16 protein-coding genes are annotated in these 12,456 nt (G+C 47.6%); 15 read left to right on the top strand and 1 reads right to left on the bottom strand.

The window, feature by feature from the left end:
• The first annotated feature begins 107 nt into the window (after window positions 1-107).
• Window positions 108-587 (top strand): PCYCGC motif-containing (lipo)protein, encoded by a 480-nt coding sequence (locus J2S00_RS02235; protein ID WP_370875812.1) that lies wholly within the window; start codon window positions 108-110, stop codon window positions 585-587.
• A gap of 77 nt (window positions 588-664) precedes the next feature.
• Here J2S00_RS02235 and J2S00_RS02230 read toward each other — a convergent pair whose 3' ends face one another.
• Window positions 665-1,066, bottom strand: a complete 402-nt coding sequence (locus J2S00_RS02230; RefSeq protein ID WP_307334945.1) for a hypothetical protein — start codon at window positions 1,064-1,066, stop codon at window positions 665-667.
• A 138-nt stretch (window positions 1,067-1,204) separates the two neighbouring features.
• On the opposite strand from J2S00_RS02230, the gene J2S00_RS02225 reads away from it, so the two are divergent.
• The 14 genes from J2S00_RS02225 (at window position 1,205) to aroB (ending at window position 12,373) form a co-directional block, all read left to right on the top strand.
• Window positions 1,205-1,390 (top strand): DUF2768 family protein, encoded by a 186-nt coding sequence (locus tag J2S00_RS02225; RefSeq protein ID WP_307334943.1) that lies wholly within the window; start codon window positions 1,205-1,207, stop codon window positions 1,388-1,390.
• 24 nt (window positions 1,391-1,414) lie between these two features.
• Window positions 1,415-2,143 carry a YphF family lipoprotein gene (locus J2S00_RS02220; protein WP_307334942.1) on the top strand — a complete coding sequence of 243 codons (729 nt, stop codon included), beginning with the start codon at window positions 1,415-1,417 and terminating at the stop codon, window positions 2,141-2,143.
• 263 nt (window positions 2,144-2,406) lie between these two features.
• Window positions 2,407-3,885, top strand: a complete 1,479-nt coding sequence (gene spoIVA, locus J2S00_RS02215; RefSeq protein ID WP_307334941.1) for a stage IV sporulation protein A — start codon at window positions 2,407-2,409, stop codon at window positions 3,883-3,885.
• Between the two features lie 199 nt (window positions 3,886-4,084).
• On the top strand, window positions 4,085-4,357 hold the full coding sequence (gene hbs / locus J2S00_RS02210; RefSeq protein WP_307334938.1) for a non-specific DNA-binding protein Hbs: 273 nt from the start codon (window positions 4,085-4,087) through the stop codon (window positions 4,355-4,357).
• A gap of 127 nt (window positions 4,358-4,484) precedes the next feature.
• Complete coding sequence (gene folE / locus J2S00_RS02205; protein ID WP_307334936.1) at window positions 4,485-5,114, top strand: GTP cyclohydrolase I FolE; 630 nt, start codon at window positions 4,485-4,487, stop codon at window positions 5,112-5,114.
• Between the two features lie 41 nt (window positions 5,115-5,155).
• A complete protein-coding gene (gene mtrB / locus J2S00_RS02200) occupies window positions 5,156-5,380 on the top strand; it encodes a trp RNA-binding attenuation protein MtrB (protein ID WP_307335219.1) in 225 nt (74 codons plus the stop codon).
• 145 nt (window positions 5,381-5,525) lie between these two features.
• Complete coding sequence (locus J2S00_RS02195; protein WP_307334934.1) at window positions 5,526-6,056, top strand: hypothetical protein; 531 nt, start codon at window positions 5,526-5,528, stop codon at window positions 6,054-6,056.
• A gap of 53 nt (window positions 6,057-6,109) precedes the next feature.
• Complete coding sequence (locus J2S00_RS02190) at window positions 6,110-6,823, top strand: heptaprenyl diphosphate synthase component 1 (RefSeq protein WP_307334932.1); 714 nt, start codon at window positions 6,110-6,112, stop codon at window positions 6,821-6,823.
• Window positions 6,824-6,845: 22 nt separating this feature from the next.
• Window positions 6,846-7,580, top strand: a complete 735-nt coding sequence (locus J2S00_RS02185; protein ID WP_307334930.1) for a demethylmenaquinone methyltransferase — start codon at window positions 6,846-6,848, stop codon at window positions 7,578-7,580.
• Window positions 7,581-7,613: 33 nt separating this feature from the next.
• Window positions 7,614-8,573, top strand: a complete 960-nt coding sequence (gene hepT / locus J2S00_RS02180; RefSeq protein WP_307334928.1) for a heptaprenyl diphosphate synthase component II — start codon at window positions 7,614-7,616, stop codon at window positions 8,571-8,573.
• A gap of 92 nt (window positions 8,574-8,665) precedes the next feature.
• Window positions 8,666-9,115 carry a nucleoside-diphosphate kinase gene (gene ndk / locus J2S00_RS02175; protein WP_307334926.1) on the top strand — a complete coding sequence of 150 codons (450 nt, stop codon included), beginning with the start codon at window positions 8,666-8,668 and terminating at the stop codon, window positions 9,113-9,115.
• A gap of 85 nt (window positions 9,116-9,200) precedes the next feature.
• On the top strand, window positions 9,201-9,977 hold the full coding sequence (locus tag J2S00_RS02170; protein ID WP_442319985.1) for a CheR family methyltransferase: 777 nt from the start codon (window positions 9,201-9,203) through the stop codon (window positions 9,975-9,977).
• 114 nt (window positions 9,978-10,091) lie between these two features.
• Window positions 10,092-11,264, top strand: a complete 1,173-nt coding sequence (aroC, locus tag J2S00_RS02165; protein ID WP_307334923.1) for a chorismate synthase — start codon at window positions 10,092-10,094, stop codon at window positions 11,262-11,264.
• Window positions 11,264-12,373 (top strand): 3-dehydroquinate synthase, encoded by a 1,110-nt coding sequence (gene aroB, locus J2S00_RS02160; RefSeq protein WP_307334921.1) that lies wholly within the window; start codon window positions 11,264-11,266, stop codon window positions 12,371-12,373. Before aroC ends, aroB begins: the two co-directional genes overlap by 1 nt.
• Window positions 12,374-12,456 lie beyond the last annotated feature (83 nt).

Below are 12,456 nucleotides of genomic sequence, written 5' to 3'. Positions count from 1 at the left end.
TTTATTATCTGACGATTTTATGAACACTCTTGCCGTGTCTGTCCACTTCTAATACAATGGAGGCAGGGACAGAGGCTGTTCTTAGTTACATGGAAAGAGGTCACAACATGGCAAACAAATTTCCCAAAACAACGCTCATCATTGTTGTACTTGGCATCTTTCTGCTTTTAGCCGGATGTCAAGACAAGCAGGAACTGCAAAGTTTTGAACTTGATGGCGAGATCTATGAGTTTCCTGATTTTGTTTTTGCTCAAATTCCTAACGCCCCCCATGCCTATGCCTTTGCCACCGAGGCGAGGGATGTTTTAAAATATTTTCCTTGCTACTGTGGGTGTCATGTGGAATCTATCAACCACCGGAGTAATCTGGATTGTTTTTTTGATGAGGAACAAAGCACAGATGAGATGATCGTTTATGACGATCATGGTGCTGGATGAGGCATTTGCATTAACATTGCACTGGATGTGCAAGCAGGACTTGAACAAGGGTATTCACTGAGTGAGATTCGCGACTATATCGATGAAACCTATTCCCGTTTTGGGGGGGAACCGACCCCTACACCTTATCCCCCTGAAGAAAAGTCATAATCCGGATCGTCCCCTGTCGGTCTCCTGCACTGACCGGATTTTCTGTCAGATGCTGTGGCTGCCGGCGGGGGATTTATTTATACTGTTGCTGTTTGCTCATGTCCTGGATATAATTTGGCCTGGGTACCGGGCGTTTGTCCCGTGTCGGGTGCAAAAAGCTGATAAAACTCCGGATCGGTCAACATTCGCTGGATAAACGGAGATTGAAGCAGTGCCTTGATTTGCCTTAGATCAATGTGTTTCAATCCTGCGGCCAGCTGGGCCAACAAGTTTTGTCCTGATCCCCCCTTTAGCCCCTGCATGAGGCCGCTTTGGTGCAACAGATAAACGGCCTCTTGCACATTCTTCATGGCCTGTTCCAGCTCGACCAAGGTTTGATAGACCTGCTCGGCGTAATGGTGCGATTCGTTCGGATGGGAGGTTGACCTGTGCTGGCTGGCAGGGGTCTGGTTCCGACCAAGATGACGTTGAACGGACATGACACTCATCTCCTTTGGACATGATCTACGGGCAAGATCATGGTCTATACTCCAGCATATGTCCGTATATCTTATTCTGTTCCTGCACCTGGATATGGTATAATAGCTGACGGAATCTAAAGGAGTGAACCTGATAGAATGGATCCGTTAACAAAGATGCTGATTGCTCTCTTGTCCATGATTACTATGTTTATGGCCAACATGTTGATTCTGACGGCCCGTAAGAAATTAAAAGGTTTTTTTAAATTCCTGTTTTCTGTTTTCGCCTATCTTTTGCTAGGATTATCCTTACTCATGATCGTGGCCGTTATATTTTCCATTTAACGCAAGTGGCAGGGAGGAATAGTCATGAAGGTGAAATACACTTGGATCCTGCTGTTTGTTGTGCTTCTCAGCGGCTGTATGTATCCCTACGAACATAAAGTAAAGCAGGCTCCTCCCCATCCACAACAAATGGAGGCGGTGCAGCAAAGCGTAAATCAGTTTCGGGCAGAGACAGGGGTGCTCCCCATTTATACCACTGAAGCGGATACGCCCATCTACCACAAATATGTGATAGACTTTGGCCAGCTGATTCCCCGTTACATGAGCGAACCACCCGTCCATTCATATGAAGGAGGCGGTCATTACCGTTATGTGCTGATCAATGTGGAAACAGAGCCGGAAGTGAAGCTGATTGATCTGCGCCTGTCCCAAAAAGTGGCTGATTTGCAACGGCGGGTTAACTATTATTTAAGCCGCAATCCCTATCTGCCCATTGATCAAATGCTGGAGGGAGGCTACTTTACTCTTGACTATAAAAAACTTGGACTGAAAAGCCCGCCCACAGTGGAAAGCCCCTACTCTCAGCAGTCTCTGCCTTTGATTGTTGACCAGAGGGGACAGGTTGGTATCGACTATCGTATCGATCTGTACCAGGCTTTAGAAAACAGGGATGATGTACATCAGCTTCAAGAAGGGGAAGACATTCGTTTTGTGCTGACTGATATCTCTCCTTTTGTGCCTGCTCATTCCTTCCCGTATACATTGGAGGATGGGGAACCGGTCTTTATTGAAAGCTGGAAAAGGTACCGTTAACCGCCCGTATCACCTGTTGATCTCGAGATCAACAGGTTTTTTTATGTATAGGGAGGCAGGAATATAGCATAATTTCAATTTGGGCTCATATGTTTATCTTAAAGATGCCTTGTCTTGCCAAGCGTCAGCAAAGAATGAAATCTTGTCATAAATGATGGGGCGGCTCATATATTTATACTGTCCTAAGTCCATGTACAAGGCAGTAAATGAGAGCATATTGGCACAAGGGAGAGCGTTTTTGAGAACAAACAGGAGGGGATCGTGTGGAAAAGGTGGACATTTTTAAAGACATCGCGGAACGGACAGGGGGCGATATTTATATCGGTGTTGTTGGGGCTGTTCGCACGGGAAAATCAACCTTTATCAAACGTTTTATGGAGCAGGTTGTCATTCCCAATATCGCTTCAGAATCGGACCGGATCCGGGCCCAGGATGAAATGCCCCAAAGTGCGGCCGGACGGACCATTATGACCACTGAACCAAAATTTGTGCCCAATCAGGCGGTGGAAATTCACGTTGCCGAAGGTTTGAAGATTAACGTCCGTCTGATCGATTGTGTCGGCTATGTGGTGCCCGGTGCCAAGGGATATGAAGATGAAAACGGCCCCCGCATGATTACTACTCCCTGGTATGAAGAGCCCATTCCGTTTCAGGAAGCGGCCGAGGTCGGGACCCGGAAAGTGATCCAAGAACACTCCACATTAGGGGTTGTGGTCACCACGGATGGAACAATTGCCGACATACCCAGGGAAAATTATGTGGAAGCTGAGGAACGTGTTGTCAATGAATTGAAAGAAGTAGGTAAACCGTTCATTTTGCTGATCAACTCCACACAGCCACACAGCCCGGAAACGGAAGCGCTAAGAAATGAATTGGCTGAAAAATACGACATTCCGTGTCTGGCCACCAGTGTGGAGCAGATGGATGAGCGTGACTTTACCGATGTGATGCGTGAGGTATTATTTGAATTCCCTGTTCATGAAGTGAACGTCAACTTGCCCAGCTGGGTGATGGTGCTGAAAGAGGATCACTGGCTGCGCCAAAACTATGAGGAAGCCGTCAGAGATACCGTCAAAGATATTCGCCGCCTGAGGGATGTGGACCGGGTCATCGGCTACTTTAATGACTTTGACTTTATCGAAGAAGCGGCCTTGGCAGGTATGGATATGGGCACTGGTGTGGCCGATATTGATTTAAGTGCCCCGGACCAACTGTATGATGAAGTGTTAAAAGAGATTGTAGGGGTTGAGATCAGAGGCAAGGATCATTTGCTGGAGCTGATGCAGGACTTTGCCATCGCCAAACGGGAGTACGACCACATTGCCGAAGCGCTGAAGATGGTGAATCAGACGGGCTACGGCATTGCGCCGCCGCGGCTGGAGGATATGACCCTTGATGAGCCGGAAATTATTCGCCAAGGCTCAAGGTTTGGTGTCCGCCTTAAAGCAACGGCACCGTCCATTCATATGATCAAGGTTGATGTGGAGTCGGAATTTGCCCCGATTATCGGCACAGAAAAACAAAGCGAAGAGCTGATCCGTTACATGATGCAAGATTTCGAAGACAACCCGCTGGCCATTTGGCAATCAGATGTATTTGGCCGTTCGCTGCATTCCATCGTCAGAGAAGGTATCGCGGCCAAACTGGCCGGCATGCCTGAAAATGCCCGTTATAAATTGAAAGAGACATTAGAGAGAATCATTAACGAGGGATCTGGCGGATTAATAGCCATCATCCTGTAAAGATAGCCTTAAAGAGCTTCCATTAGTGGAGGCTTTTTTGCTGTGCAGAAAAAAATGGCATCTCGTTATTGCATTTTTGATTGGTCTGTATTACCATAAAGCCAGATAAATGCTGATAAATCAGTTTCAGCATGTATAAAAACAATTAAATCGGGTAATGAAGGAAAATAAGACAGCCTTGTGGAAGGGGGTGACAGACATGAATAAAACGGAATTGGTAGCTAAAGTGGCTGAATCAGCAGAGCTGACCAAAAAAGATGCGGCCAAAGCAGTGGATGCTGTCTTTGATGCCATTACGGAAGCACTGCAAAAAGGGGAAAAAGTCCAAATTATCGGTTTTGGTAACTTTGAGGTGCGTGAAAGAGCCGCCAGGAAAGGACGCAATCCTCAAACCGGTGAAGAAATTGAGATCGCTGCCAGCAAAGTGCCTGCTTTTAAACCTGGTAAAGGATTGAAGGAAGGTATTAAGTAGGTTCTTACATAGTCATGATGACGGAACGAACAAGAGTTGTGTGCTGCACACAACTCTTGTTTTTGCTTATGGGAGATAATTATGCTATATTTTCTGTAATGAGTCGAAACAAGGAGGACACTCAGGTATGTCAAAGGCTGATGTGAAAACAGACGCACAAACCCATGCTCACATAGATCCCCATTTTACTAAGCAGGAAGTGGATAAAGTCAAAATTGAGAAGGCAGTGCGCATGATTTTAGAAGCGATCGGAGAAGACCCTGCCCGGGAGGGACTCTTGGACACACCGAAGCGGGTGGCTCGCATGTATGAAGAAGTGTTTTCCGGTATGCGCACGGATCCGGGCCAATTTTTTAATGTGATTTTTGGGGAGGATCATGAGGAATTGGTCTTGGTCAAAGACATCCCTTTTTTCTCCATGTGTGAACACCATCTAGTCCCCTTTTTTGGTAAGGCACATGTGGCTTATATTCCCAGGGAAGGAAGGGTGACTGGGCTCAGTAAATTGGCCCGGGCGGTTGAAGCCGTGGCCAGAAGACCGCAGTTGCAAGAGCGGATTACCTCGACCGTTGCCGATACCATGATGGAGAAGTTAAATCCCCACGGCGTGGTCGTCGTTGTGGAAGCAGAGCATATGTGTATGACGATGAGAGGGGTTAAAAAACCGGGAGCCAAAACGGTGACATCCGCTGTTCGTGGGTGTTTTGAACATGATGCTGCGGCCCGGGCCGAAGTGTTTAGCTTGATTAAAGGCTAACGGTGTTAAAAGAACAATACAGAAAAGAATGGGGGGCAACCATGAATCAAGTGAATGATTTTTTTATCATTAAAGCGAAAGAGAATGGCGTTAACGTAATCGGTTTGACCAGAGGTAAGGATACCCGTTTCCATCACTCTGAAAAACTGGACAAAGGCGAAGTGATGTTGGCTCAATTCACGGAGCACACGTCGGCTGTTAAAGTTCGGGGCAAAGCCGTGATTATGTCACGCTACGGTACCCTGCATACCGATGACGTCGAATAAGCTAGACCAAAGAAGATGCTTTTCAGATTCATCCCCAGGTCGATTGTGTCCAGAACGGCTGTCTCACACACTTGAGACGGCCTTTTTCTTTATCCCTTCTTTTCCTCAGTGAGATGGAATAGATATAAGTGAGGGAGGGATTGTCTTGAAGGTAGCCAGAGGCTTAATCATTGCCACACTTCTGTCTGTGGGGCTGGTCACCATTTTTAATACGTGGCTTGCACCGCAATCAGTGTTTTCCGGACACAGGGCTGCGGGAAAGCCAGTCTTTCAGGCGATGAAACCTGTTGAGCTGGACCAATCGCTGATTGTGCCTTTTTTCAAACAAATCCCTTTAAATTATCAATACAAACGGGTTAAAATAAAGGATAATGAACTATTTATCGATCTTGTCTGGCCAGGAACCGCAGGGGATAAACAGAAATACGATGCTACTTATACTGATGCCTGGCAAGTCATCGCGTCGGTATTCACCCAAACCAGCAATATGGATCAGCTCTATCTCCGTTTTATTCAGCAAAGGGGAGAGCAGCCTGAATTGATCTTGGCCGTAAGCTGCGAACGGACTGAAGGATTGATGACCGAGCTGGCCCAAGCCGAGGAGACCTTGGCTCGTGCCGAGGAATTTTTAGGGCAGTTTGCCAGTTTGGTTTACGGAACCGGCTGGAGGAAATAAAAATTTATGTTATACTGTAGAGAGGAAGCGTGTCTGATAAGTGGAGGTAAACGATGATTTTACGGGATTCAGTTTATCGCGATGAATTGGAATCAATGCTCAATGAAGTACAGCGACGGGCTTATCACCCTTATGCCCAGCGATATGTCACCTTTCCCGATGTTAATCTGTTCCAGCTGCACTTTTTGTTTCTTTTTTTGAATCACAGCGGTATTTCCCCTACGTTGCGCAACCACTATTGTATTTCCCAGATCTTTATTCAACTGGGTTTAGACAGTCATGATGATGTTGATAACCGGCCAGTGACAGACGACCGTTCCATCAAACACAGACAGCTTACTATTTTGTCTGGTGACCATTTTAGTGGTCATTACTATCATTATTTGGCCGAACAAGGAGAAGTGGAACTGATCCACAAATGGGCACATGTGGTCAAAACGATCAATGAGGACAAGACCCGCCTGTACATGGAACAGGAGCAACTTTCCAAACAGGAGCGGATACACTTAAAACAACGGATCAAGCGCTTGATACCGGAAAGTGTATTAACCTGGTTTGGGGCACCTGCGCTTTGGTTTGACATTTTACATACCTTTGTCGATATTTTTATACGGATTGAAGAAGAGATTTCTCCTGACGGGGAATTTGAAGCCAAAGTGGAACGGCTGAAGACGTTAATCCAGCGGCTCAGTGATCATGTACTCTCTTCTGAATTCACCCTTTGGTTGGACAAGATTGAACAGGCCTATTTGGTGATCGAGCCTTAGCGGGAAGAGGAGATTTATGCAGATGAACAAACAAACCAAGGAACAGTATGTTCACCAGGTCTTTGAAAGTATCGCCGATAAATATGATATGATGAATACATTGCTCAGCTTCAGGAGGCACAAAGCTTGGCGTAAGTTTGCCATGAAAAAATTAGCTGTTCAACCAGGCCAAAGCGCCATTGACGTGTGCTGTGGCACAGGAGACTGGACGCTCAGTTTGGCTGAACAGGCAGGCCCTCAAGGGCGTGTGGTTGGCCTGGACTTCAGCCACAATATGCTGGAGATGGCCCAGCAAAAGAAAATCCAAAATCAATATGATCACATTGAACTCGTCCACGGCAATGCCATGAGCCTGCCCTATGAGGACAATACTTTTGACTATGCCACCATTGGTTTTGCCTTGCGCAACGTTCCTGACATTGATCAAGTTTTGTCGGAAATGACCAGGGTGGTCAAGCCTGGGGGTGTTGTCGCCTCACTGGAATTATCCAAACCGGTCTGGCCGGGTTTTAAGCAACTGTATTATCTTTATTTTAATCAGTTGCTGCCACTCTTGGGCAAAGTTTTTGCCAACCGCTATGAGCAGTACAGCTGGCTGCCGGAATCATTGAAACAGTTTCCTGACAGCAAGGAGCTGGGCCGCATGTTTGAATTGGCAGGGCTGGAGAAGGTGGAGATCTATCTTTTGACCGGTGGTATTGCCGCGCTGCACATCGGCTATAAACCCCCATCGTCAATTAACCAGATCAGGGAGTAGAGCAGCAGATTGAAATAAGGTGGATTCAGCACGATGAATTTAATGGACATCTATCAGGAATTAAAAGACGACATTACTGCTATTGAACAGGAATTATACCGTTCTATTGACAGCAATTATGCGCTGATATCGGAAACATCATCCCATCTGTTAAAAGCAGGTGGCAAACGCATCCGTCCAGTCTTTGTTTTGCTTGGTGGAAAAAGCGGGGCATATGATATTGAACGCTTAAAACATGTGGCTGTTGCTCTGGAGCTGATCCACATGGCCACTTTGGTTCATGATGATGTCATCGATAATGCGGAAACAAGAAGGGGAAAACCAACTGTGAAGGCCAAATGGGACAACCGTGTGGCCATGTACACAGGTGATTTTATCTTAGCTCAAGCTTTGGCCCGTGTTACGCATTTGGCCAACCCCCGTGTACATCAGATTCTGTCTAAAGCCATGGTTGATATGTGTGTCGGTGAAATTGAACAGATTCAGGCCCTCTATCAATGGAATCAATCCTTGAAAACATATTTTATGCGCATTAAGCGCAAAACGGCTCTCCTGATTGCGGTTAGTTGCCAGTTGGGAGGCTTGGTCTGTGATGCACCGGAACGGGTGGTACACGCTCTGTATCGTTATGGGTATTACGTTGGCATGGCCTTTCAGATTACCGATGACATCCTCGACTTTACCGGCAGTGAACAGCAGCTGGGCAAGCCGGCCGGCAGTGATTTGAGACAGGGTAACATTACCCTGCCTGTCCTTGCTTCGTTTAAGGATCCAGCTATTCGGGAAAAGATTATCAGTGAATTTAAATCGGGCACACCTGACATGCCCAAGATCATTAATTTGATTAAGCAGAGCGGGGGGATCGCCGTTGCTAAAACCATCGCCCAGCGCTACTTGGAAAAAGCCAGACAGTCCCTTGAGGACCTGCAGGCAGTGTACAGTAAAAAAACATTGATCAAAATTACTGATTTCATTGAACAGCGTACCTATTAAGCTCTGCTGCAGGTTTGCTCACAGCGGAATCATTTGATACAATGTTGCCTGTTGACATACGCATAACCATAGAGATAGGAGTTGACGTCAAAATGGCTGTTGAAAAAACATTTCTCATGGTCAAACCAGATGGGGTCCAGCGGGGACTGATCGGTGAGATCGTACAACGCTTTGAACGGAAGGGTTTTCAACTGGTTGGTGCCAAGCTGATGCATGTCTCCCGTGAATTGGCTGAACAACATTACGGTGAACACAAGGAAAAGCCGTTCTTTGGCGAACTGGTGGAGTTTATCACTTCAGGCCCTGTATTTGCCATGGTTTGGCAAGGGGAGAATGTGATTCAAATCGCCCGTGACATGATGGGCAAAACCAATCCTGCTGATGCTGCACCTGGCACCATCCGTGGGGACTACGGCGTTCAAGTCAGCATGAATGTCATTCACGGTTCTGACTCTGCGGAAAGTGCCGAGCGGGAAATTAACCTGTTTTTCAAACCTGAAGAGCTCTTGGAATACACGCGCGATATTAACAAATGGGTCTGAGCAAGCAGTATAAGAAGCAGGTATGGCGTTGTTCTCATGTAAGCCCTTTACAGGGCTTTTTTCAATATGGAGAGGGGATAGTGGTGTGGTGGATAAGGACTTTGAATGGTTTGTCAAACAGTTTAAGCGGAAAACAGGCGTCGATCTGAGCCTGTACAAAGAAGCCCAGATGAAGCGGCGCTTAACCACCTTGCGCGACATGAGAGGGTTTGATTCCTTTACCCGTTTTCTTAAAGAAATGGACACTAATCCTGAACTGGTTAATGATTGTTTGGACCGCTTAACCATCAACGTCTCCGAATTTTTCCGCAATCCAGAACGATGGAGAGTGCTGGAACAAAAAATACTGCCCCGCCTGCTCAGTGAACGGCGTTTGCTTAAAATATGGAGTGCGGCCTGTTCCACAGGGGAAGAGCCTTATACCCTGGTGATGCTCTTGGATCAGCTGTTGCCTGGAAAGCAGGTCAAGGTTCTGGCCACGGATATTGACAATCTGGCTCTAGCCAAAGCGAAGCAGGGGATCTATCCCTCACGAGCGGTTAAAGAAGTGCCGCAAGCATATTTAAAAACCTACTTTGTACAGCGAGATGGGCTCTATTATGTGAGCGACGATGTGAAAAGCAGAGTTATGTTTAAAAGGCACAACCTTTTGGCCGATCCTTTCGAGAGTGGCTTTGATCTGATTCTGTGCCGCAATGTCATAATTTACTTTACAGACGAAGCTAAGGATCTCTTGTATCATAAGTTTAGTGAGGCCTTGAATACGGGCGGGGTGCTCTTTGTGGGCAGCACTGAACAAATTTTTTATCCTCAAAAGTACCGCTTAGAGACGGAGGATACGTTTTTTTACCGTAAAATATAAAAATCCACTGCTCATTCTATCTTTTTTTTAGAAGATTAGGTATAATAAATTTTATTATCTCACCGCTTAATTGTAGTAAAGTGACACGTAGCAAGGGGCAAGGAGGTCATCCACATGAGATATTTGACTGCCGGGGAATCTCACGGTCCCCAGTTAACTGCGATTATTGAGGGTGTTCCCGCTCATCTTCCCCTCTTAAGAGAAGATATTAATCGTGAACTGGCCCGGCGCCAAAAGGGGTACGGCCGGGGACGCCGCATGCAGATTGAAAAAGATCAGGTGCAGATCAAGGCCGGGGTGCGTGATGGAAAGACGACCGGCGCACCCATTTGCCTGGTCGTTGAAAATAAAGATTGGCAACATTGGCGCAATATGATGAGTGCTGATCCGCTAGATGAAACCCATGTGGGGCGTAAGGTTCTCACCCGTCCCCGTCCGGGACATGCCGATTTGAACGGAGCTATCAAATATGCTCACAGAGATATGCGTAATATTTTGGAGAGATCAAGTGCCAGAGAGACTACGATCCGGGTAGCCTGCGGGGCGGTCGCCAAAATATTGCTGCGCTACTTTGGCATGGAGGTTGTGGGGCATGTCAAGCAAATTGGCCCTGCCGAGGCGAATACTGAGCAACTGGATCAACTTACACCCCAAGAGATTCAGCGCATCACGGAAGAGTCTCCCGTGCGCTGCCTTGATCCGGAGGCGGCTCAAAAAATGATCAAAGTGATTGATCAGGCCAAAGCAGAGGGGGACAGTGTGGGCGGCATCGTTGAGGTGATGGTGTTCGGTGTTCCTATTGGCCTTGGCAGCCATGTACACTGGGATCGGAAACTGGATGGGCGGCTGGGACAGGCCGTGCTCAGCATCCAAGCCTTCAAAGGGGTGGAGATTGGCATCGGCTTTGAGGCAGGCAAACGTTTTGGCAGCCAGGTTCATGACGAGATCGCCTGGTCTCGTGAACGGGGCTATTACCGCAAAACCAACCGTCTGGGCGGGTTTGAAGGAGGCATGACCAATGGCATGCCGATCGTCGTCCGCGGGGTAATGAAACCTATCCCTACCTTGTACAAACCCTTGCAAAGCATTGATATAAACACAAAAGAGCCTTTTGAAGCCAGCGTGGAGCGTTCGGACAGCTGTGCCGTGCCAGCGGCGTGTGTGGTGATGGAAAACGTGGTCGCTTGGGAAGTGGCCAAGGCATTTTGTGAAAAATTTGCCCATGACCATATTTTTGAAATGAAGGCCCATTATGAGCGTTATTTGGAGGAGGCGAAAACATTTTAATGGAAGGTGTCAAGACACTGACAGTTGAGCTGGGGGAACGTTCCTACCCGATTTGGATCGGCCAGGGATTGTTATCGTCAGTAGCGAGGTATTTGCAAGAAATAGGCATTAGCCATAATCAAACCTTGCTGGTGGTCACCGATGAGCATGTTGGTTCTCTGTACCTGGCACCAGTGGTTCAAAGTTTGCAAGAGGCCGGATTCCGTGTATTTTCCTATACCGTGCCGGCCGGAGAGCAAGCTAAATCCCTGGCCTGCTATGAAAAGATCATGACCTATGCCTTGGAGCACAAGCTGGATCGCCAAAGCGTGATTGTGGCCTTGGGCGGGGGTGTGGTGGGTGATTTGGCCGGCTTTGTGGCCAGTACCTTCATGCGCGGTATTCCCTTTATCCAGCTGCCCACGACACTGCTAGCCCATGACAGCAGTGTGGGAGGCAAGGTGGCTATCAACCATCCCTTGGGAAAAAATATGATCGGTGCCTTCCATCAGCCTTTAGCCGTCATTTATGATACAGCCACTTTGGCCACGCTGCCTGCAAGGGAAGTGGCTTCCGGTTTTGCTGAAGTGCTTAAGCACGGTTTCATCTGGGATGAAACCTTTGTTCAGTGGCTGCAAGACAACGCTGAGGCCTGCCGCCGCTTGCAGGAACCTTTCTTGGCAGAGGCCTTGTACCGAGCCTGCCAGGTTAAGAGTCAGGTGGTCAGTCAAGATGAGAAAGAGAACGGGCTGAGAGCTATTTTAAATTTTGGCCATACCTTTGGCCATGCTTTTGAAGCGCTGGGCCATTACCAGCGCTTGACCCACGGTGAGGCGGTAGCCATTGGCATGGTGCTGGCTGCCCATGTCAGTGAAGTGGTTTATCAGCAGCGAGGATTGGCTGAGCGCGTTACCCGTGTGCTTTCCACCTATGGTTTGTCTGGTGAGTGGCATACCCTGCCTTGGTCTTTTGAGGAAGTGCTGCAGAAAATGTATTCGGACAAAAAAGTGATCGCGGGCAGATTAAGGCTGGTGCTGTTGGAGCGTATGGGAAAGGCTGTGCTTACCGACCACGTGGATGTAGAGATTCTGCGGGCAGTGTGGTCCCTTCCGTTTCAAAGCCAGGTATAATGGCAACAGTGATAAACGGCAGGCAGGGGCAAACAACATCCCGGGGAAAGAAGTCCTTGACGGACAAACCCAAGGTGCGTTAT

Source organism: Caldalkalibacillus uzonensis (assembly GCF_030814135.1).
Lineage (GTDB): Bacteria > Bacillota > Bacilli > Caldalkalibacillales > Caldalkalibacillaceae > Caldalkalibacillus > Caldalkalibacillus uzonensis.
This window is presented reverse-complemented; position numbering and strand designations above follow the sequence as displayed.